13 protein-coding genes are annotated in these 23,109 nt (G+C 56.6%); 6 read left to right on the top strand and 7 right to left on the bottom strand.

The genetic code is table 11. The features are described from left to right. Window positions 1–314: 314 nt before the first annotated feature. From HMPREF2651_RS02880 to HMPREF2651_RS02870, 3 genes are all read right to left on the bottom strand, one after another. Entirely contained in the window at window positions 315–3,983 is a 3,669-nt protein-coding gene (locus HMPREF2651_RS02880) for a multifunctional oxoglutarate decarboxylase/oxoglutarate dehydrogenase thiamine pyrophosphate-binding subunit/dihydrolipoyllysine-residue succinyltransferase subunit (protein ID WP_049180820.1), read from the bottom strand. A 103-nt stretch (window positions 3,984–4,086) separates the two neighbouring features. Next, a complete protein-coding gene (locus tag HMPREF2651_RS02875) occupies window positions 4,087–7,932 on the bottom strand; it encodes an ABC transporter ATP-binding protein (protein WP_246817327.1) in 3,846 nt (1,281 codons plus the stop codon). Between the two features lie 91 nt (window positions 7,933–8,023). Further along, on the bottom strand, window positions 8,024–8,842 hold the full coding sequence (locus tag HMPREF2651_RS02870; RefSeq protein ID WP_224783718.1) for a hypothetical protein: 819 nt from the start codon (window positions 8,840–8,842) through the stop codon (window positions 8,024–8,026). Window positions 8,843–9,028: 186 nt separating this feature from the next. On the opposite strand from HMPREF2651_RS02870, the gene HMPREF2651_RS02865 reads away from it, so the two are divergent. Further along, entirely contained in the window at window positions 9,029–9,841 is an 813-nt protein-coding gene (locus tag HMPREF2651_RS02865; RefSeq protein WP_038628390.1) for a (2Fe-2S)-binding protein, read from the top strand. 198 nt (window positions 9,842–10,039) lie between these two features. After that, entirely contained in the window at window positions 10,040–10,873 is an 834-nt protein-coding gene (locus HMPREF2651_RS02860; protein ID WP_038628393.1) for a hypothetical protein, read from the top strand. A gap of 28 nt (window positions 10,874–10,901) precedes the next feature. Here HMPREF2651_RS02860 and HMPREF2651_RS02855 read toward each other — a convergent pair whose 3' ends face one another. Next, entirely contained in the window at window positions 10,902–11,456 is a 555-nt protein-coding gene (locus HMPREF2651_RS02855) for a hypothetical protein (protein WP_038628397.1), read from the bottom strand. 277 nt (window positions 11,457–11,733) lie between these two features. Between HMPREF2651_RS02855 and HMPREF2651_RS02850 the strand changes: the two genes are divergently transcribed. Together HMPREF2651_RS02850 and HMPREF2651_RS02845 are read left to right on the top strand one after the other, a co-directional pair. Then, window positions 11,734–12,816, top strand: a complete 1,083-nt coding sequence (locus HMPREF2651_RS02850; RefSeq protein WP_235191243.1) for a chymotrypsin family serine protease — start codon at window positions 11,734–11,736, stop codon at window positions 12,814–12,816. A gap of 255 nt (window positions 12,817–13,071) precedes the next feature. Beyond that, entirely contained in the window at window positions 13,072–14,211 is a 1,140-nt protein-coding gene (locus HMPREF2651_RS02845) for a trypsin-like serine protease (RefSeq protein WP_224786573.1), read from the top strand. Window positions 14,212–14,309: 98 nt separating this feature from the next. Here HMPREF2651_RS02845 and HMPREF2651_RS02840 read toward each other — a convergent pair whose 3' ends face one another. Beyond that, window positions 14,310–17,198 carry a DUF3427 domain-containing protein gene (locus HMPREF2651_RS02840; RefSeq protein WP_070585967.1) on the bottom strand — a complete coding sequence of 963 codons (2,889 nt, stop codon included), beginning with the start codon at window positions 17,196–17,198 and terminating at the stop codon, window positions 14,310–14,312. A gap of 41 nt (window positions 17,199–17,239) precedes the next feature. Further along, complete coding sequence (locus tag HMPREF2651_RS02835; protein ID WP_038629499.1) at window positions 17,240–17,632, bottom strand: (deoxy)nucleoside triphosphate pyrophosphohydrolase; 393 nt, start codon at window positions 17,630–17,632, stop codon at window positions 17,240–17,242. Window positions 17,633–17,752: 120 nt separating this feature from the next. Between HMPREF2651_RS02835 and HMPREF2651_RS02830 the strand changes: the two genes are divergently transcribed. Continuing rightward, the gene (locus HMPREF2651_RS02830; protein ID WP_049180817.1) at window positions 17,753–19,135 is read left to right on the top strand and encodes an MFS transporter; all 1,383 of its coding nucleotides are present in this window, start codon (window positions 17,753–17,755) and stop codon (window positions 19,133–19,135) included. On the opposite strand, the gene HMPREF2651_RS02825 is transcribed toward HMPREF2651_RS02830, so the two are convergent. Then, the gene (locus HMPREF2651_RS02825) at window positions 19,132–20,196 is read right to left on the bottom strand and encodes a bile acid:sodium symporter family protein (RefSeq protein WP_141746474.1); all 1,065 of its coding nucleotides are present in this window, start codon (window positions 20,194–20,196) and stop codon (window positions 19,132–19,134) included. The genes HMPREF2651_RS02830 and HMPREF2651_RS02825 overlap by 4 nt on opposite strands. 579 nt (window positions 20,197–20,775) lie before the next feature. Here HMPREF2651_RS02825 and HMPREF2651_RS02820 point away from each other — a divergent pair. Then, the gene (locus tag HMPREF2651_RS02820) at window positions 20,776–22,923 is read left to right on the top strand and encodes a DEAD/DEAH box helicase (RefSeq protein WP_080972812.1); all 2,148 of its coding nucleotides are present in this window, start codon (window positions 20,776–20,778) and stop codon (window positions 22,921–22,923) included. Window positions 22,924–23,109 lie beyond the last annotated feature (186 nt).

The following is a 23,109-nucleotide window of genomic DNA, read 5'->3' as shown; positions in this document are numbered from 1 at the left end:
GCAAATGTGAAACTGTGCGAGTTTATGACATTTTCATGCCATTTTTCAGGTCATTTTGTCATAAACGCAGTCAGTAACTCGCATTGAGGACTAAGTAGTAAATGGTGCCGACCCGGTAACACGCCGACCGGACACGCATTCTGTCTATTAACCCTTATCTACTGTGCGTCTGACAATTGCTAGACAACGACTAAGGGGCTCCAACCGAGTGGTTGGAGCCCCTTAGCGTTTAATCACCAGTGAAGACCGCCAGTGAAGACCACCTGGTGAAGCGGTGTTCTCAATCACGCGACTTCACCGCGGTCTCGCGAGACCTACTTAAGAGCCTCTTCCAGAAGAGCCTTCTCCTCAATCTGGTGGACCTTGGCCACACCAGTTGCGGTGGAGGACTGTGCACGGCGGGAAACGCGGGTCAGCTTCGGCATATCCGGCAGAACCTCTGGGAGGTTCAGTGCCAGGAACGGCCACGGACCCTGGTTAGCCGGCTCATCCTGAACCCAGCGGACTTCCTCAAGATCCGGGTAGGACTCGAAGATGTCGCGGAGGCGGTTGTGCGGCAGCGGGTGCAGCATCTCCAGGCGAGCGATTGCAAGATCGTCGCGCTTGTCCTTCTTGCGCTTCTTCTCCAGCTCCCAGTAAATCTTGCCGGAGCAGAGCAGCAAGGTCTTGATGCCGGACTTGTCCTTGGACTCGAAGTTCGGGTCATCGATGACCGAGCGGAACTTGTTCGGGTTGGTGAAGTCCTCGACAGCAGACGCTGCCATCTTGTTGCGCAGCATCGACTTCGGCGAGAACACAACCAGCGGACGGTGCAGGTCGGACAGGACGTGGCGACGCAGCAGGTGGAAGTAGTTAGCCGGCTCAGACGGCTGAGCAACGGTGTAGGAACCCTCGGCTGCCAGCTGCAGGAAGCGCTCGATACGTGCCGAAGAGTGGTCCGGGCCCATGCCCTCGTAGCCGTGCGGCAGCAGCAGAATCAGCTTGGAGGTCTGACCCCACTTGGCCTCACCAGAGGAAACATACTGGTCAATGGTGGTCTGAGCGCCGTTGGCGAAGTCACCGAACTGTGCTTCCCAGAACACTGCTGCGTCCGGGTTACCCAGGGTGTAGCCGTACTCGAAGCCCATGCCTGCGTACTCGGTCAGAGCCGAGTTGTAGATCATGAAGCGACCACCGTTCTTGGACTTACCGTAGGCGTCGATCGGGTTGTATTCCGAACCGTCCTCGGAGTCAATCAGAACTGCGTGGCGAGAGGTAAAGGTACCGCGGCGGACATCCTCACCTGCGAAGCGGACGTCGATGCCAGCACCGGTGAAGGAGCCGATTGCCAGCAGCTCGGCCATACCCCAGTCGATGCCACCTTCCTGAGTCATCTCCGCGCGCTTCTTAGCGACCGGCGCAACACGCGGGTGAATCTTGAAGCCCTCAGGGAGGTTGACGTAAGACTGACCAATCTCGACGATTTCAGCCTTCTCGATACCGGTCTTGAGGCCATGCGGCAGCGGCTGAGAACCGGCGATACCGGTCTGCTCGCCCGGCTTTGCGTCCTGAGCTGCGCGGACCTCGTTGAAGACAGCTTCCATCTGGTCATGGAAGTCTCGGCGTACTGCTTCGTACTCTTCCTCGGAAATATCACCGCGACCGATGAGGTCCTCGGTGTACTGAGCGCGAACGCTTTCCTTCTCGTCGATGATCTTGTACATCATCGGCTGAGTCATGGACGGGTCATCGGCCTCGTTGTGGCCGCGCTTGCGGTAGCAGACCAGGTCGATGAAGACGTCCTTGCCATAGCGGTTACGGTACTCAACAGCCAGCTGGCCGACCCAGACGACAGCCTCCGGGTCGTCACCGTTGACGTGGAAGACCGGGCAGCCGTATGCCTTGGCAATGTCGGTTGCGTAGTAGGAGGAGCGACCGGAGTCCGGCGAAGTGGTGAAGCCGATCTGGTTGTTCACCACGATGTGGACGGTACCGCCGACCTTGTAACCACGCAGGGACATGAGGTTCAGGGTCTCCTGGACAATGCCCAGGCCGGCAAAGGAAGCGTCGCCGTGCAGCAGCAGCGGCATGACGGAGTAGCCCTCTTCGCCCTTGTTGATCTTGTCCTGGCGTGCACGAGCAAGCCCCTCAACGACCGGGTTAACGGCCTCGAGGTGGGACGGGTTCGCAGTCAGAGTGACGTCGATCTCGCCCTCGCCGAACATCTGGATGTGACGGCCAGTAGTGCCCAGGTGGTACTTGACGTCACCAGAACCGCCGACCTGTGCCGGGTCGATGTTGCCCTCGAACTCGGTGAAGATCTGGCGCAGTGGCTTGCCGACGATGTTTGCGAGCACATTCAGTCGACCGCGGTGTGGCATACCGATGACGACCTCATCCAGGCCAGCACCAGCAGCGGTATCGATGGCGGAGTCCATCAGCGGAATCAGCGACTCTGCACCCTCAAGGGAGAAGCGCTTCTGCCCGACGTACTTGGTCTGCAGGAAGTTCTCGAATGCCTCAGCTGCGTTCAGTTTCTGCAGGATGTACTTCTGCTCAGCGTGGGACGGCTTCGGCTGGCCGCCCTCAAGGCGCTCTTCCAACCACTCGCGCTCTTCGCGGTCGAGAATGTGAGCGTACTCGGAACCGACCTTGAGGCAGTATGCGTTGCGCAGCCGAGAAAGCACCTCGCGCAGCGTCATCGTCTCCTTGCCACCGAAACCACCGACGTTGAAGGTGCGGTCCAAATCCCACAGGGTCAGACCGTGCTCCTCGATATCGAGGTCAGCATGGTTCGGAGCGGAAGTATTCGGCTGGTCAGAACGCAGCGGGTCGATGTCAGCCAACAGGTGACCGCGGGAGCGGTAGGCCTCAATCAGACGCATAACGCGGGTGTTCTTGTCGATACCCGTGTTCGGCAGGTCCTGTGCCCAACGGATTGGGGTGTACGGGACGCGCATGGTCTGGAAGATGTGGTCCCAGAACTTGTCGTCGACGAGCAGGTTGCTCATCGTACGCAGGAACTCACCGGACTCTGCACCCTGGATGATGCGGTGGTCGTAAGTAGAGGTGATGGTCACCAGCTTGCCGATGCCCATCTCTGCCAGACGGTCAGCGGAAGCACCGGCGAACTCAGCCGGGTAATCCATGGAACCGACACCGATAATCGCGCCCTGGCCCTTGGTCAGGCGCGGGACGGAGTGGCGAGTGCCGATACCGCCCGGGTTGGTCAGGGAAATGGTGACACCCTGGAAGTCCTTACCGGTCAGCTTGCCGTGGCGAGCACGAACGACGATGTCCTCGTAGGCATCAACGAACTGCTTGAAGGTCAGGGTCTCACATTCGCGGATAGCGGCAACTACGAGCGAACGAGAGCCGTCCTTAGCTGGCATGTCAATGGCGAGGCCGAGGTTAATGTGCTCCGGGGTAACCAGAACTGGCTTGCCGTCAACAACCTTGTAGTTGTTGTTCATGTCCGGGTGGAGCATGACGGCCTTCACCATGGCGTAACCAATGATGTGAGTGAAGGAGATCTTGCCGCCGCGGGCGCGTGCCAGATGATTGTTAACCAGGGTGCGGTTTTCAAACATCAGACGTGCCGGCATATCGCGAACCGACGTAGCAGTCGGCATCTCCAGGGAGACATCCATGTTCTTAGCGATAGCCCGTGCGACGCCCTTCAGAGGCTCCTCGCCGGATTCAACAGCCGTAACCTTGGCTGCTGCATCCATCGGGGACTTCTTCGGCTTCGGAGACGACGGCTTGTTCGGGGTCTTGGTTGGTTCGACCCCCTTGGACTCGCGACGTCCGGTTGCCTTAGCTTCCTCCTTCGTGGCTGCTGCGGGCTTTGCCATGTTGGAAAGGTCCTCGCCCTTGTGGGACGGGGTGTGGGTTGCGAAGAATTCGCGCCATTCCTGACCCACAGATTGTGGATCCTTCTGGAATTGCTGGTACATCTCGTCGACCAGCCATTCGTTCTGGCCGAAGCTCATGTCGCTGCTCACGGCAGGTACTCGCCTCTTTTCGTCTTAGTTTTACTAACTCACGTTTATTCTAATGAGCGCAAGCGTCAAAGTGTCATTCAAGGATAACGAAAATTCTGAATTACTACACCGTCGCGCTCCCCATATGGTACTTGCTCCAGAGCTCTGCGTATTGGCCACCCGCCGCGAGAAGCTCGTCATGGGAGCCGTCCTCGACAATACGCCCGTGGTCAAGTACCAAAATCCGGTTGGCCCGAGCAGCCGTAGCCAGGCGGTGGGCCACAATAATTGCCGAGCGTTGACGCGACGCACGGTCAGTGGCTTCGAGGATTGCCGACTCTGTTGCAGGGTCGAGTGTCGCGGTGGCCTCGTCGAGAAGCAGCAGTTCAGGACGCATCATTTCGGCACGAGCGAGTGCGATGAGTTGACGCTGTCCGGAGGAGAGCCCTCGGCCATCTGGGCCGACGGGGTGGTGGAAGCCACCGGGCAGGCTGGCAATGGTGCTGAGAGCACCGACATTCTTCGCGGCTTGCTGGATTTCAGCATGACTGCTGTCCGGCAGACCGTAGGAAATATTTGTTGCTACTGTCCCCGAAAATAGGTGTGATTCTTGGGGGACATAGCCGAGGGGGCGTCGCCAATCGTTAAGAGGGAAGTCGCGGATGTCAGTTTCAGAGGCTCGCACCACACCGTCAACTGGATCGTAAAAACGGGCAAACAACTTAATGATTGTTGATTTTCCGGCACCGGTGGACCCGACAATTGCGACTGTTTCTCCGGCAGGAATCTGCAAATCGAGAGCATCGAGGACCTGCGGGCGTTCGTGCTCAGAGTTGGCGGCGGGGTAGGAGAAAGTCACCTTGTCTAAGCGCAGGTCGCCAGCGGCTGCACGGGACGCGCCGTCAGTAGTGCCGTGATCTGGCATGGGGGCGGTCTGTAGGAGGTCACCAATGCGATTGAGACCGACCTTCGCCTGCTGGTAGCCGTCGAAAACATGGGACAGCTGCTGAATCGGGCCAAAGAGCATTCCCAGGTATAGCGTGAAGGCGACGAGTACGCCGGGCGTCGTAGTTCCCGCAGCAACCTGTTGGGCACCGACAGCCAACACCGCAGCTGTTGCCAACTCAGAGACGAAGTTGATGCCGGGGAAGAATAAGGCCACGGCCAGCTGTGCTCGCTGACGAATTGCGCGATACTTATCGGATTCCTCGGCAAAGGAAGATTCGATATCGGCGACGCGGTGGTACATCTGAATCTCGCGAAGCCCACCAATGGTCTCCTGGAAATCAGCGTTGACCAAGGAAAGTTGCTCGCGTGCAGCCTTGTATAGGCGCGAGGAGATTCGGCGGAATACCAGGGTGGCCGCCACAATGATGGGAAGCGTCGCCAACGCCACCGTGGCGAGTGACACCTGTGTGGCAAGCAACAGCACTGAGACACCGAGCAGAGTGAACGTGGCAATCGCGCCCTCTGCCAATCCCGTTTGTAGGAACGAGGACAGCGCGTCGATGTCGGTTGTCATCCTCGTCATGATGGCACCCGAGCGATTGGCCTCGAAGTAGTTAATGCCAAGCGACTGCAGGTGACGGTAGCAGCGCACACGCAGGGCATAGAGCAGCCGCTCACCAGTACGCGCAGTAATAACAGCATTTGTGGCTACGGCAATCCAACTGATGAGGACTGTCGCCAAACCGCCTGCGGCGCAGGCCCACAACACGGCTTCATTGTGCTCACGGATGCCGTGGTCAATGGCGTAGCGCACGAGCATGGGGAACGCGAGATCTGCAACGGCAATGAGGGCGAGCAGCGCAATGACGCTTATAAATAGGCCGCGGACGTAGGAGAGCAGCCGGCGCAGAGAAAAAGGCTCGGAGTTGTCGAGTGCTCGAGCTGGTACACGCGGTTTTTCGCTAGCGGGTGGGAGGTTTCGCACACGCTCGAGAAGCTCTGGCGTCGCAGGAGCATTGGCGAGAGCCGCCCCCATGCCGCCACGCCCGCCGCCGCGGCCACCGGGACCACCAGGGCCACCGGGTCCACCTGGACCGCCTCCGGCTCGGCCAACCCCGCGGGCCATTTGAGAAGTGGCGCCTCCGGGAAGCCGCGCAGAGGTGTCTGACGTGTAGTCGTCGGAGGTTGGTGCGGATTCGTCGGGCCAGAGTTCCTCGGGGCTGGGGTCCTCACTGTCGATGGGGTCGAGAACGAGGTTTTCGATTTCGGGGTAGGCACTCTGGTCGATGTCCATCAGCTCGGTGAAGCGCGGATGAGAAGTAATCAGTTCGGCCTTGGTTCCAATGCCGGTGAGGGCACCGTCTTCGAAAATGGCGATGTGGTCCGCCTGCTCGAGAGTGGAAGATCGATGCGCCACGATGACGATAGTCGTATCCGCCAGCTGTGAGGTCAGCGCGTTGAAGATTTCCAACTCAGTTGCAGCATCGATTGCTGAGGTTGCGTCATCGAGAACCAAAACTCGAGGACGGGCGAGGAATGCCCGTGCTAATGCCACGCGTTGAGCTTGTCCGCCGGAGAGATTATGCCCGCGCTCGCCGATGGCTGTGTCCCACTCCTGAGGCAGGTCGTCGACGAAGTTGACCTGGGCGGCGGTCGCTGCGGCGATAATCTCTTCCTGGGACGCCGCGGGATTGGCGAATGCAATGTTCTCACGCAACGTGCCCGCAAATAAATAAGGAGTGTCCGGAACGACAGTAATAGCGTCATATACGTCGCTGGAGAGAGTGCGCGCGGTATCTGTGGATGTGCCGTGGCTGGGCGCATCGATAGTGATAGTTCCCGAATCCGGCAGATAGTGACGGCCGAGTAACTCCGTGGCGATAGTCTTTCCGGACCCCGGTGGGCCAATCAACGCTAAGGTCGCCCCTGGCGCGACGGAGAATGAGACATCGTCGATAAGCGTGCGTCCGCCACGGCTGTGGGTGACGTGGTTGAAGCTGATGCCAACGGGGCCGTCGGGGATAGGAAGCGCGTCGGTGGGTTCGGGGTTGTCTGGTCGGGCGTCGATGACATCGGAAATGCGGTCGATGCTTGCCGACGTCAGCTGTATCGAGATGACCATGTTGGAGACCAGACGCGACAGGGCAGTCAGGCTGGTGAGATACGTGGCAAAAGCTACGAACGTGCCTAGGGTGATGTGTCCGTGAATCGCTAGCCAGCCACCGACCGCGATATTTCCGACGAGGGACAGTTGCGGCAACGACTGCAGCGCCGGTTGGAATCGAGCGCTGAGTTTTGCCGCTCGCAGGCGGAGGGAATAGAGCAGAGACGAGTTACGCTCCATCTTCACAACTTCGTTGTCACCTTGCGCAAATGCCTTGACAACGCGGATGCCGGAAACGGTTTCCTCGACTTGTCCGGCAATCTCGCCTGCTTGCTGTTGGGCAGCCCAGGTTGCGGCATGGAGTTTGTCACGCGAATTCACTGCAATGTAGACAATCGCTGGCACCACGGCGAGGCCGACCAGTGCCAGGGGCAGCGAGAGGGCGAGCATGATGCCGATAGTGATGAATAGCTTGACGACGGACCCCAGCGTCAACGGCAGCATCGCCAGTAGTCCGGACACCGCCTGGAGGTCGGAAATTGACCGTGACACAACCTGGCCGGTGTTGACTCGGTCTTGTGCTGGACCATCGAGGTTTTGTAGGGAGCGAAGGATTTTTAGTCGCAGGTCGTGCTGAACATCAATGGAGAGTTTGCCGGAGAAGAATCTGCGCCCCACCTGGGCGATGAAGCGTACTAACGCGATGGCCAGAAATACGGAAATGACTGCCTGCAGGGGAGTTAGGGACGGCAGCAGGCGCGCGGGGACACCGCCATCGGACGAGCCCGTTGCTACATCAATGGCATCTCTAGTGAGAAGCGGAAGTACGGACTCCACCCCGACAACGATTAGCGCTGCAACAACGACACCATAGAGCGGTAGTGGCCTGTGAAGAGACTGTTTCCACAAGAACTTCATAGGAGAGGTTCTGCGGGGTTTGCTCTGGGCCATGGTGGGTACCGCTCTTCCATTGAAAAACGTCGCTGAAGGGTAATCGGAGTAAGAGGAACTACTTATTCTTCTTTTTCTTCGGCCACTTCAGCGCCGAGGGAATCGAGAACCTCGATGACTTTGAGTCCTTCTTCGAGTCTTCAGAGGTGTTGGATTTAGCCGGTAGCTTTCGTTCAAAGTCCGACCAATCCTGGGGAAGTGGGCCCAGAGATGCGCGAGTGGAGCTGATAAGAATGCCACCGAGCTTGCGGTTTGCGGAGGCCCCAACCACGGCGCCAATTCCAAATGGCAAAATCTTACCGATGATGGCCAGACGAGCGTTCTTCATCAAGCGCTTGCGTGCCTCGCGAATTAGCAGACGGTTTGCTGCACCCAGCTGCGGAACGCCAAGCCGTGGCAGTAGGGAATTCACGGAAGTTTTGGTCTGCTTCCGCAGCGATTCCTCGCCAAGCAGGGAGGCCATAATAGCTGTCCCTTCAGAACCGCTCATGGCCGCAAGAATCAGCGTGCGACGGCGTTGTGGATCGGTGATGTCAATATTGCGCAGGGTTGCTGAGGCCAGTGTGTACCAGGCGGATGCTTCCAGGAACAGCAGCGATTCACCGGTAACTGCAGCCAAGCCCGTAATCATGCCGACGCCGGGAAGAACCGCGCTGCCCCCAGCTGCACCACCGGTGCCGGTGACCAGGTTCAGGTAGTGGGAATCAATACGTTCCTGTACCTGCGCCGGAGTTTCATCTTTTTTGCGCTTGTGCAGGGAACTGACGTACCCGGTGATGGCAGATGACTGCCAGCTCATGGTCTTATCCAGGGTTTGGATAAGAAGGGTTCCCAGTTTTCCGGCATCACGTTCAATCGCTTCGGGGGTTGAGTTCACTGCATCAGTTACTGTGCGAGTTGAATCCTTCTTCGTCTTTTGGAACAAAGTAGTAGACCTCCTAAACGGGTCCGTTGAGAGCCATATGCCCATATAAACACTACTGAGCTGTGGGGAAATTCCGTAGTCGGTGGAAAAATAGACAGGTGTACGGCGATTAAAACAGTTGATAGAAGGACGAGACTGGTGAACGATGTCATGCGGGGTGCCGCATTGCCTCCCGAGTACTCCCAGCTTTTGGCGGACTTTCCTCGGTTTTCCGCAGATGTCATTCCTCACGACGGTGCTGCGGATTGGCACCTTTCAACCGAAGCTGTAGCTGCCGGAATTGAGGCCGGGAGAAAGCTGTTTCCCATGCCTGAGGTTGCGGGCGATACCCGTTTCCAAGCGCAGTTGTGGTGGTGGTCCATGTGCGGAGCATTGGTGGGGCCATCGCTGGCATGCGTGTTGGTTTCCGATCGAGTTCCAGTGTGGCAGTGGTCTTCTTGGTTCACATTTCTCCGAGATGACTATTGGGTTGGGTTCCAAGCTCAACAGTTTGAAAGCATTTCTGCTGAGGATGCGGATGAGCTGAAGGATTCCGGCGAAGCACTGGCCCATTTCTTGGAGCCGTTGGCTCAGGTTGTTGGAGAAGTCGGGGAAATCAAGCCTGCTCCTCTTTGGGCCGTGGCTGCCGATGCCGTAGCTAATGCCGCAATATCCGCCGGTAATGAGCTGATGGAGCCCTGGCGCGGAGCGCTTATTGGCAAACATGTCGTTGAGGGAATACAGCGAGTACATCGGGTTCCTCTTCCTCGTTTCATGGATTCCTGTGGAGGCGAGGTGCGCCCCTGGGACGAAGCCGCCGCGGAATCGGGAGAAGAACCGGACTTCGATGTAGTTACTCACCTGGAGAGAGCTACTTGCTGCATGATTTATCACAGCCCAGACGCCGATCTGTGTGTCTCGTGTCCGAAACGTTCGCGTGAGGAACGCCATCAACTCTGGGCACGCTACTGAGCGCTCTGTTTTCGAGAATCGACAGCTGGCGGCCTGTCCCTCAACCGGCCGCGTTGGCGGCTTTGATGTAGCACGCGCACTGCCGGCGTGATCTTTCGCAGCAATTGCCGGGGGCATGAGCCACCCCATGATTGCGCGTTTGTCGCTACGATTGGCTGCGGGTAGAGGCCAATTATCTTTCAAGGGAGGATTCCACCCATGAGCTTTTTCGAGCAGATTGCTGCGGCACTGGACCGCGAGGGCATTGAAAGTCGTGTCAACGATGACACCCTCTTCGTTCCCATTACCTCTGACCTGGAGGTTCAGTTCGTCACCATTGATGAGGACATCCCGGCTGCCGAAGTTTACGTAGCCGCTGCCGATGTGGATGATGAGGACGACGAGTTCGAAGCTGTTCTGGTCTCCGCTGTATTCTCCGTCGAAGACGCCGTCGCAGCAGTCGCTCACCATGTAGCTACTGACCAGGTTGTTGGCCTGCTTCGCACTCTGCTCGATGGCGACGATGACCGCATTGCTGACCTGGAGTTTGAACAGGACCCCGAAGAGGCAACTCTGGTTACCTCCGAAGTTGGTACCTCCTCGTTGGTACAGGTTTTGGTAACTGCCCACAACAACGAGCCCAGCGCACACGTCCGCTTCATCTCCCAGGACGCAAACTTGGACGACATCGTCGATCAGGCCATCGCGGAGTTCTGGGACTCGGACACCGAAACGGTTCTCACCGATGATGACCGTCGCAAGATGTTTGCTGACCTCTACTCTGACATCCAGACCTTGCGCAATGAGGTTCTGACACTGGGCACCTTCAAGGACTTTGACAAGCTGATGGATGTCCTTGCGCTCGTGGTAGACCGCGCAGAGGAATGGGAAGATCAGCTGGCACCCGTCGATGACGGGTATGCAGAGTACATCTACTCTGATCACGTTGCCTCCTTGGACGAGGATGATGACGACGACGAGGACGATGATGACCTCTACGACGATGGCGACTATGACGACGAGGACGACGAAGAAGGCGACGACAGCGAGTAGCTATACTGCGGCAGCGCTGTGACTAGTGCTAAGCCGCTGATGGGCGAGAAGAAAAGAGCTCGCTAGGACACGGCAGTGGCCGCGCGTCCCTGGTGCCAATCCAACTATAACGGCGCCCGGGGAGTGCGAGGTCAGTGCCGTTTTCGTGTATCTTGCTGCAGTCCTGCGCACGATGGAGAGCCTCGGCTACAGCCCGAGTGCGTCGGCGGTTTTCTTCCCGTGTCCGATTCGAACCGCCAATTCCGCGGAGGACTACCTCCGATGAGGATTCCACCTTGACGGAAACGGAGTACATGAACATGGGCTCATCCTTCAGGATGAAGTATTCCGCGTGCACGTCGGCAAGCTGAGAGACCAGTGCGCGAGGAAGCGCTATCCGTGACGCTCGGACGGTGACCACAGGCCCGTCGGGAAGCGAGAAGGTGTGATCCAGCGCGCCGGGCCAATGCCTACGGCCGATGGTGGGGTGGCAGAGGATTGTGCGGATGAGGGCGAGGTCTTCGAAACATTCTGCACGGTAGGTAGCGGATAGCGGGGGAAGGGCTAGGCGACGGTGAATGGGAAACTCGTTTGTTGTACTCATGGCTCACAAATTATCGAACACCCCGGACTCATTTTTTCGAACGCCTAGAACTCGTGTTCGAAATAAGATTAGTATCAGTGGGCCACCTAAGTGGGGGTAGTCAATTGGCTAGGTGTTTGGTGTTATTGCAGGGACGCGTGGGGTTGTGGAAACGATTCGATAACGACTTTTGTAAAAGCCCAAGAGTCTGAGAAAACACTATTTCCGGGGGTGGGGTGGTGGATTAGTGTGAGTAGTGGCCCTAAAGAAAAACTAAAAATCTGAAAGATTCGTCTCAATGAAGCACGCAAGAAGTCGACTGGCGGTAGCGGCTTTCGCAGCACTTTTGTCCTTGGTGGCCCCGGTCGCTGCACATGCTGTCGTGGTTGGTCCGGGTGACCCGATTCGAACTCCCATGGAGGGAAGTCCGTGGGATGGGTATCGAAATATCAACTCGCCGATGTGTTCGGCGGGTGTTCCGGGGACGGTGACGGACCGCAACGGCGAGAAGCATCGGGTCATGTTGACCGCAGGGCACTGCCTGAATGATGCTCCGGATGTGGGTCTGCCAATCGTCACTGGTGAGGTGTATGTGCCAACCACTGAAGGTGATAAGCGCATTGGTACCGCAGGTGCCCATCGTTGGGAATTGCCGCAGGAAGATGCCGGACTGGAGTCGTTGCCGGCAGGCTTTAATGGCGCGGACTACGGAATAATCAACCTGGATCCGGACGTAGAGACTACCGGCGCAAGTTACTCCATTGATGAAAATGGTCAGAGCTACGGGGAGCCGGTAGTGATGACTGGCATTCAGGACAATGAAGACCTGCCGCGTGGTGAAGTCTCCTTCGATAATCTTGGCAAGCCTATCTGCAAGGACGGTATGCGCACCGGACGGGCCTGTGGATACCAGGTATTCCGAGCTCGAAACGGCATCTGGACGGTTGGTATTGGCGTTGATCACGGTGACTCTGGCGGAAATGCCTACGACCCGACCACAAATGAAGTTATTGGCGTGAATTCGATGACCTTCGGTCCGGTCTCGCGTGTGATGCCCGCAGATATTGCCATTCAGGAGGCCTACGGTATTCCCGACGGTCAAGTAAACGACCACTTCGAGGTATCGGATTCCACGGCTCAGCGCGACTCCACCTATCGCACCCTCAACGAGGATATGGCGGCGGATCAGGAGTATGTCCGGGCGCAGGATTCACAGGATTCACAGGAAGGTTCTGTACCGCAGCTAGTCGATCTCGTGGACCAGCTGCCGCAGTTGCCGAAACTCCCTGAGCTGCCACAATCGCCCCAATTGCCACAATCGTCACACCTGTCTGGGTCGCCTCAGTTGGCAGAAATTCAGCTTCCAAGCTTTGAGAGCTAGCACCAGTCTGAGAATCTGACAAAAATCACCCCCGAACCGTTAAGAGAGCCAGAATCATCCAAGGCGGATGGTTCTGGCTCTTGCATTGCTGTTGAGCAAACTTTTTGATGTCTAATGAGTCTGAAATGAAGACGAATGAACGGTTCCTCGACTGAGAATTTCACCCTAGGTTTCATTTTTGGAGAGCTTTGTAAAGGTGTCCCTAATACACTGAGTGGGACAAGTTTTCTGTACAGAAATGGAGTAGCGCACACTATGGCCAGTTCGAAGAAGGTCGCCACACTCACGGCTGCACTGTCGGTAGCTGCAGGTGGCTTTGTGCCCGGAATCGCGGTAGCTGAGGCTGCACCGGCAAACTCGGATGTTGTCATCGGCCCGGGTTCGCCGTTGCGGATGCCGTTCCCGAGCAGCAAGAACATCGACGGACGTCATGTTCAGTCTCCGATGTGCTCTCTGGGAGTTCCTGGCACCGTTGTGGATCAGAATGGTGTTTCGCATCGCGTCATCATGACTGCCGGCCACTGTGTTGTGGCGAAGGATACTGAAACCGGCGAAGAGGTCACCGGCCAGTTCTTCATCCCAACCAAGGACGGCGACAAGCTGGTCAACAAGGACTACATGGGCACCGATGTCATGCCGGAAGAGAGCGACTTCGACGAAAACACCACTATGCCGGAGTTCTTCAACGAGCTCTTCAATAGCGGTGACTACGGCATCATTGAGGTTCAGGACGACATTAAGACCACCTCCATGTCCCACTCTGTGGATGAGTTCGGCAACGTCCACGGCGAGCCGGTCCAGATCGTCGGTATCGAGGACAAGCGCACTCTCGACCCGATGGAGATTTCCGTCGACAACTTCGGTGAGCCCGTGTGCACTGACGGTTCCCGTACTGGCCGCGGTTGCGGCTTCCAGGTCTTCCGTGTCCGCAACGGTGTCTGGGCCATCGCTCCGATTGACCACGGCGATTCGGGCGGAAACGCCTACAACCCAGAGACTCGCGAGGCCATCGGCGTTAACTCCATGGGTATTGGCCCGCTGAGCCGCTTCCAGCCGATTGACGTTGCTCTTGAAGAGCAGTACGACATCCCAGACGGCCAGGTTAACGAGCGCTTCAAGGTAGAGACCTCCACTGAACCGCAGTCTGAGTTCCGCACGATTGACGAGGACGTTCAGTACACCAACCAGCACGTCCCGCAGGAAGAGCCGGATTTGGGTCCGATTGGCGAGCTGCTTCCAGAGGGCGTCGAGGTCCCGCCGGAGATTGCCGACATCATCTCGGAGAGCCCAGCTCTCCCGGAGCTGCCCATTCCGGAGCTGTCGGGGTCGACCGCTCAGGCAACACAGGCTGTCAGCAACCTCTCCTCGCAGGCAGGTCTTCCGAGCCTGTTCTAATCAGGTCACTGCAGTCTCGTAGATAGAGCGTTCGCTTTACGACGCTCCGTTTAACCCCCTATTCCGCCATGGTGGCGGAGTAGGGGGTTTAGCTTTCGTTAGTCAATCGGCTTTGCGTGAAGGTACTCGAAGAATGTGTCGGGAACGGGATGTTCAAGGTGAAGCTTCATTGTGACAACATCTAATTCTTTGTCTTTTAGCCCCTTCATTGTCGTTTGTTGTGGATCGCTGGGAGTCACTTCGCCAAGGTAGGTGAATCCTTCATCTGGTAAATCATCCCTACGCACAAACAAATGGATTGGGAACTTGTGTTGGATGATGCTCTGGACCTCTTGGCTCTTGAGGGTCCTATTTGAACGTGTAAACCAGCGCATCGTCGAACGGTCAATGAATTCATCTTCGTAGGCAATGCTCGGAGCAAGCCCCTTGTGCTTACGGTAGTTCACGAAGATAGGGATCGTCTGCGAGTGGGAATCAATCTTGTAGCCATTTAGCGTGCCTGTTTGATCCGACCGAAGCCTCAAAAGACGAGAAACATCCTTTCTGGAATAGCGTTGATTGCGGCGAAGCACACCCGCGAAATAATCATTTTCGCGGGACAGGAAAAGACCAGTTTGAATGATGTCATCCACATGCTCTCGAAAGCTATTTGGATATGTCGAATCCCACTTGTTGTACAAAGTCAAAAATTCCTCAGTCAGACTGTAACGTGAGGTTTCGTCATCGTACCGGACCAATCTAATTTCTTCGTAGGTCCGCTTCGGGTAAAACTCGAGGTTGAGCACTCGTTCGACAACAGAGAGATCCAGCTCGCTGTGAGAAACAGCCCTTGTGTCGAGAAAGTCAGAAAATTCTTCACGTGTGATGGAACCATGCTTAATAAGCTGGTCAAGTAGAAGTAACTCTTGGGGTTGCTTTCCGGGAAGTAGCTCGCGGGACAAAAACTTCAAGTATTCACTCTGCTTATCCGTTGGTCCTGTTGCTGCTTTGTCTACTCGGTGGAGGAGTTCCCAATAATTCTTGGTACGCCTGGTCGAGATCACTGCAGGGTCAACGAGGTTGAACCGAGCAAAATCCATTAGTCGTGGTACACGATTCAGTCGGTACTGGAGAAGTTGAATATCCTTTTTAAATTCAGCAATCGTGTCTACCGAGGCTGTATCGATGGCTTTAAGGATCTTCTCCTTGGCAATTTCATCAAAGCTTACAGTGGAGCCCGATGGGATATTGGAGGGATCAACGACTTTGCTCTTGAGCTTCGACTTATTTCTAGATGAATCGCCGAAAAGAGCCATCGGGATCATGTAATTGTTCTTGTAGTTTCCAATAAAATCAATTACTCGGAGGTGGTCTTTTCCTGGGGCTTTGCGAAGACCACGGCCCAGCTGCTGGGTAAAAATGATGTTTGACTCGGTGCCGCGTATCATCACTACTTGATTTACTGCCGGAATGTCGATGCCCTCGTTGAAAATATCAACGGTGATGATGTAGTCGAGTTCGCCTGCAGATAACTCCGCAACGACAGCATTTCGTGTCGAGATTGAGTCTTCACCTAGAAGCACCTTCGTCCGTAGCTGCCGGCCAAAGAGCTGCTTTTGGTTGAGCTGCTCCGACAGCGCTTTCGCTTCGTCTTTCCGACTGCAAAACATGAGCCCCTTAACTCTCTCAGGAAACCCGTAGACACGGAGCTTCTCCAGGAGATAGTCGATACGATCTTCAGCGACGAGAGCATCGATGGATGCAGTCTTATCACCGATCGCTCGAACTCCATCATCAAAATCGGTGACACCGAAATAATGGAATGGTGCGAGCATGTCGGCTTCAAGAGCGGCTTGCAGTCGGATTTCGTAAGGAACGTTGAAATCAAAGAGGCGAAAGATGTTCCCTGAATCTGGACGCTCGGGAGTTGCGGTCAAGCCGAGGACAAACTCGCTGTTGAAGTATTCAAAAACTGGCTTGTAGGAATTAGCAGCGCCACGATGAACCTCATCGATAATGATGAAGTCAAAGGCATCTGGAGAAAAGGTTTTGTAAGTCGATTGGGAATACAAGGATTGAACTGAGGCAAAAAGGTATCGTGCATCAGTTTCTTTTTTCCCACCAACCAAGAGTCCAAAGTCGGCGTCCGTAAGCTCAGAACCGGAATAAGCAAGTACCTTTCGGAATTCACTCTTAGTCTTTTCCAGAATCTGTTCCCGGTGGGCGACGAACAAGACGCGCTCGGCCTCTGCTTCTTTAACTGCTAGTGCAGCAAGGATCGTCTTCCCCGTGCCGGTAGCGGAAATTATGAGGCCTTTCCGCTCGCCTGACTGCCTCAAGTCAGCGATATTCGACAGCGCTACCTGCTGCATTTGATTGGCGATAACTGGGCCCTCGGGCAGCAACTTTGTGTGCGTGTTTTTCGAAACTGGAGGTACGCGGTTCTGTTCGTACTCATCGACCCATTGATGAGTTAGTGGGATGCAACGGTTACGTTGCATATCAATGGCCGTCTCAATTTGGAACGTGATATCACCATTCTGGTGGCTGGAAAAGTGCAGATTCCACTCTTCGTTTTCCTGGAGCGCCTTTTGCGTCAAATTTGCGCTGCCGACGATGGCTGAAAGCTCAACCTCTTTGTAAAAGAGGTATCCCTTTGGATGAAAACCCCGGTGATGATCCTCGGGGTAGATGTAGACGTTCAGTCCCTCAATTTCGAGTAGTTCTCTGAACCTCGATGGTGAATTGAAATCAAGGTAGTTCGACGTGATGATCGTCATTGGGCCAGAAAACTGAAGGAGATCCTCCTTCAGCATGGCAAGAGCGGCCGGAGAAATAAATGCTACTGAAAATATGAAACTCGTAGCGGTGCGTAGCTCCTCGCGGAGCGCATTGTACATAGTGGCCGACTCATCGTTGCGAATGAGTCGGGGATTGTATTTTTTGTCGGCAACGATGTTTTTATCGATGAAGCCGTATCGCAGGTCTCCGACCAGGGAATTCATCATTGTTTTAGCATACTAAATGCACGCTGCGTCGCTTGTATTGATTATTGTTCGTTTACAAGAATGTCGACTGTAGGGATGTCCGCTGGCGCCCAATCAACGGAATAAAGTTCGGCCGGTTCTAACCAACGATATTCAGTGTGCTCCGTTAGCTTGATTTCGGGAGAAGAAACGGAACAAAAGTATGTCGCCAGTGAGATAACGGCGAAGTCATACTCATGGTCGACAGTGAGAATGTGGTTCCCAATCTCAGCTTCAAGTTTTAGCTCTTCTCTTAGTTCACGGGCTAGAGCCTCACGAGGGGACTCACCTTCTTCGATCTTTCCACCGGGAAATTCCCAATAGTTTTCCATCGAGCGACCTGGGCCGCGTTGGGCGGCGAAGATTTTTCCTTCGTAGGTAAGAACCGCACCTACAACTTCGATTCGTTTTTTCATCTCAACTCCGCGTTCTGTCATTGCGCCTCATTCTAGTAATCGTCACTGTTTGCAGATCGGGCTATGGTGAACTCCTGGGCTTTTTATTTTCTCTTTTGCACAGTAGAAAGGACCGTTACCTTGTCAGCTTCCCGTTCGCGCGGCCTGCTTCGTCGTAAAGCAAAGTGCGAATCTCAGCCGGCTATCGCATCGGAGGTGGGAAGCGAATCACAAGGTCTGGGTCCTCAGTCGAGTGAATTAGACCGGACAAAACAGCCGATTCCGCGAGAGATTTGGATTCTGGTCAGCGCCGCGTTCATCATCGCGCTGGGCTTTGGGCTGATTGCTCCAATTCTTCCGCAGTACGCACGCAGCTTCGATGTGGGTGTGTTCGCGGCCAGCTTCGTGGTCAGTTCGTTCTCCATTTTTCGGCTGATCTTCGCGCCGGCATCGGGTTCGCTGGTAGAGAAGCTCGGATATCGACGCACGTACCTGACCGGCATCAGCATTGTCGCATTCTCGACTTTGCTTGTCGGTATTGCGCAGACTTATTGGCAACTGCTGGCGTTTCGTGCGCTCGGAGGCATCGGTTCGACGATGTTTACGGTCTCGGCAATGGGACTGATTGTGCGGATTTCACCGCCGGAGATCCGCGGTAAGAGCTCGGCCGCCTACGGCACAGCCTTCCTGTTGGGCAATGTCTTTGGCCCAATTATTGGTGCGGCAATGGGCGCATGGGGCATGCGAGTGCCGTTTTTCATCTACGGTGGCGCGCTGATTGTGGCAACGATTGTGGTCGGCATGTCGCTGAGCGCGGAGCATCTTCGCCACGTAGTGCCAAAGCGCACGACTCCAGTGCTGAAGTCCTCCGAGGCAATCCGGGACTCGGCATATCGAAGCGCACTAGTCGGAGCCTTCGCCAACGGTTGGTCGAACTTCGGCGTGCGCGTCGCGATTGTCCCGCTGTTCGCTGCGGCAACGTTCTCCCATGTCGGCGCCCCAGAACCGGGCAGCGATGTGGCAGTAGCTGCCACTGCCACAGCTGGTTTCGCGCTGACGGCCTTCGCGCTCGGCAATGTTACGGCACTTCAGTTTTCCGGTCGTTTGTCCGACCGCATCGGCCGTCGTCCACTGCTCATCACAGGCCTGTTTATCAACGGCGTATTCACTGGCGCAATCGGATTTAGCAGCGGCGCCATTCCGCTACTGATTCTCTCAGTCCTCGCCGGCTTCGGCGCTGGCATGATTAATCCATCGCAGCAGGCCGTGCTTGCCGACGTCATCGGCGCCAACCGCCAAGGTGGAAAGGTGCTCGCCAATTTCCAAATGGCTCAGGACTTCGGAGCGATCTCCGGCCCGCTGATTGTCGGCGCAATCGTGGATGCCGCAGGGTTCAAGGCCGGATTCCTTGTTTGCGGTGTCATCTCGCTGGTCGCGATGGTGGGCTGGATATTCGGGCGCGAGACTCTACCAGCCCACTCGTCGAACAGCGGAGCAAAAGAAGCCAAAGCGAAAACAGCTTAAACAGAAGCGGATTTGCTAGATTCCTTGCCTTCATCGAGCTTTCGGCAAATAGCCACATAGATAGCGCCAGTAATGTTGTGCACCACCGCGGCCACCGCGCCAGGAAGCGCGGCCTCTGGGGTAAAGAACTTCGCCGCCATACCGGAAGACAGACCCGCGGATTGCGTACCGACCTCCACGGCCACCGTGCGCTTGCCCGCAGTCGGCATCCCGACCAGCTGGCCTGCAAAGAAGCCGAGCACGTAGCCCAGCACGTTGTGGATGATTACAGCCACAAACACAATGAGGCCAATGTGCGCCAGGCTCTCCGCATTCTTGGCCACGGCACCGAAGACCACGCCGCCGATACCGAGGATGGAAATCCACGGCAGAATCGGCAGGATTTTATTAATAAACGAGTCGGCCACAAAGCGAATGATCAGGCCACCAACCACAGGCAGGAGGACTGTCTGGCAGAGGCTCCACGCCATCCCGAGGCCGTCGACCTCCGTGTGCGCGTCGGCAAGCACGAGCATGAGAAACGGCGTCATAATCGGCGAGACCAGCGTCGACACGCTGGTCATAGCGACGGACAGCGCGACATCACCGCGTGCCAGGTAAGCGATGACGTTCGATGAGGTGCCGCCTGGGACGGAGCCCAGCATCAGCAGACCGACGGCCAGCGCCGGGTTAAGCCCGAGCACTTTCGCCACGGCAATTGCTAGCAGCGGCATGATGACAAACTGCGCAATGACGCCGACGAGAATCGCCAACGGGCGCTTAGCGACCTGCTTAAAGTCCGGAATGGTCAGGGTGAGGCCCATCGCGAACATGATGATCATCAGGAAATATGTGATGTAGTCCGTCAGCGGAGTAAACGGGGCGGGGAAGAAGAATGCCAGCGCCGAACCCGCCAAAATAAAGCCCGGAAATCCGAGAACCTCAATTATCGCCGAGAGCTTCGACGGTGCCTTATTTTCCTGCTTGCCATTCCCAGAAATCTCCTCGGGAGAATGTGGTTTTAGCGGGGACTGTCGGGGCGAAGACAGCTGCGTTTCTGGTGCGTTGTTATTGCTGGACATTCTCTAGCGACCTTGGGTTTATACGTTGCGAAATTGCAAAAATCCGCCGAACGGTGGGTGTTCCACGGCGGAAAATAGCAGATATGTGTACAAACGTGTAGGGAAAATGTTAACTACCTCACCCCATGCAATTGCAAAATAGGTACCCCGAAGTGGGTGCAATGTGCTCGTTTGACGTCGGCCCCAGCGCCGGGCCTCATCCAAGAAATCGACCACCTAGTGTTGTGGCCTTGCTAACGGGAAATGGTTTTTTGACCGACGGTGGCGTAGTCTGGGCAGTCGGTGTGAAATCCTGACGACAATGTCGCAGAGAATCTGGCAGCGGTATAAATTCGCTGGTGAAACGCTTGAGAGTGCATAGTGCATGATGGGCGCCCCTCCTCGGAAGTAAAAGCTGAATTGGGTTTGGGCGCAATTTTTCGAAGTATGTGCAAGAGAAGCGATGTCATCGCAATTCCGACGTGAGAGCACTGAAAACAAGAACGTAAATTGGGCGGGTCATGTATGTGCGACCCAACTGTGAGTAATCAACTGTTGAATATTGAGTGTGCGGGCGAAAAGGCCCAGGAAGAGCCCCAAATGGCTAATAATGAAATGAATGGCAGCGTCGAGGAAAATCGCGAGGATCAGCGCGAAAACCAGCGCGAGGACGCAATTGTGAAGGCCGAGGATGTAGTGGCCGGGGAAGCACCAGTGGCCGGAGAGAAGGCCGCTGAGGAAAAGACCGAGAAGGTAGAAAAGACTGCCGAGGCCGAAAAGAAGGCCGAAAAGAACAAACACGACAACGATGACGACACCGTCGGCTTCGATGAGCTCGAGCTGCCGGATGACATTGTCAATGCAGTTCGCAAGGTTGGGTTTGAGACTCCTTCCCCAATTCAGGCTGCAACTATCCCGACTCTGATGAGCGGCCGCGACGTCGTCGGCCTGGCTCAGACTGGTACTGGTAAGACCGCGGCGTTCGCGCTGCCGATTCTGGCTCGCATTGATCGCTCCGTCCGCGCACCGCAGGCGCTGGTGCTCGCTCCGACCCGTGAGCTGGCACTGCAGGTTGCAGATTCCTTCCAGTCGTTTGCTGATCACCTGGGCAAGATTCAGGTCCTGCCAATCTACGGTGGTCAGTCCTACGGAGTGCAGCTGTCGGGTCTGCGTCGAGGTGCACAGATCATCGTCGGCACGCCGGGTCGTGTCATTGACCACCTGGAAAAGGGCTCGTTGGACATCTCCGACCTGCGCTTCCTGGTACTGGACGAGGCCGATGAGATGCTGCAGATGGGTTTCCAGGAGGATGTCGAGCGCATTCTTGCCGACACTCCGGATGACAAGCAGGTCGCACTGTTCTCGGCTACCATGCCGGCTTCGATTCGTCGCCTGTCCAAGCAGTACCTGAGGGAGCCGGAAGAGATCACCGTCAAGTCCCAGACTCGCACTGCGGACAATATTCGCCAGCGCTTCCTGATGGTCAGCCACCGCAACAAGCTGGACGCGCTGACCCGCATCCTCGAGGTCGAGGAATTTGAAGCGATGATCATGTTCGTGCGTACCAAGCACGAGACCGAGGAGCTCGCTGAGAAGCTGCGTGCCCGCGGATTCTCCGCTGCCGCCATCAACGGCGATATCCCGCAGACCCTGCGTGAGCGCACGATTGATCAGCTCAAGGACGGCCGCCTGGACATCCTGGTGGCAACCGATGTGGCTGCTCGTGGCCTGGACGTTGACCGCATTTCCCACGTGGTCAACTACGACATTCCGCACGACACCGAGTCCTACGTCCACCGCATTGGTCGTACCGGTCGCGCTGGCCGCTCCGGTGAGGCGCTGCTGTTTGTCACTCCGCGTGAGGGGCGCCTGCTGCGCTCGATTGAGCGTGCGACCAAGTCCCAGCTGCACGAGATGAAGCTGCCGACCGTCGATGAGGTCAACGACTCCCGTAAGCAGAAGTTCGCTGATGATTTGACTGAGGCTCTTGCCGATTCGCAGGTTCCGGTCTTCCGCGAGCTCATCGAGGAGTACGCTGAAGAGCACGACACTCCGCTGGTCGATATCGCCGCTGCTATCGCTGCGCAGGCACAGTCGGGCGACTTCCTGATGAAGGAGCCACCGCGTGGCCGTCGTCATGATCGTGACCGTGATCGTTTCGACCGCGACCGCAACCGTGGCCGCGATGGTCGCTCCCGTGGTGAGCGCGGTCAGGGCAAGCGCGCCGACCTGGTCGAATTCGAACGCGAGGGCACCGCAACCTACCGCATCAGCGTCGGTCGTCGCCAGCACGTCCGCCCGGGTGCCATTGTGGGCGCCATCGCCAACGAGGGCGGCCTGTCATCAAAGGACTTCGGACACATCGACATCCGTGGCGACCACACCCTGGTCGAACTGCCGGCCAACCTGCCGCAAGAAGTCATCAACAACCTCTCCGATACCCGCATTTCCGGCCAGCTCATTGGGCTGAAGCTTGACGACGGCACCTCGGTCGACGACAGCGATGACTACCGCGGTGGCCGTGGTGGCTACCGTGGCGATCGTCGTGATGGCGGTCGCGGTCGCGGAGGATACCGTGGTGGTCGTGGCCGCGATGACCGCCGTGGTGGCGGACGTGGCCGGGGTAGCTACCGTGGAAACTTCGATGACGGTGACGGTTTCGGCGGTCGTGGTCGCGGCCGCGGTCGCGGTGGCTACCGTGGTGACCGGGATGACCGCCGCGGTGGTTACCGAGGCGGACGCCGCTAGACCTGTTAGGCAGGCGATCAGGGGGTCGTCGTTACGCGACCACTGTCCGTGGCGCTGACCTAGAAAATAAAAAACTGCCGGTGCGCATGTACTTCCCAGCCCTAAAAGTCGGGCCGAAACGTACAGGCGCACCGGCAGTTTATTGTGTCTGAGCGTGTGCGTAGGCGCGGGGCCTAAGCGCTAGAG

Origin of the sequence: Corynebacterium sp. HMSC063A05 (assembly GCF_001809695.1) — a bacterium.
Classification (GTDB): Bacteria; Actinomycetota; Actinomycetes; order Mycobacteriales; family Mycobacteriaceae; genus Corynebacterium; species Corynebacterium amycolatum.
The sequence above is the reverse complement of the archived record's forward strand: the minus strand, read 5'-3'. Positions and strand labels throughout refer to the sequence as shown.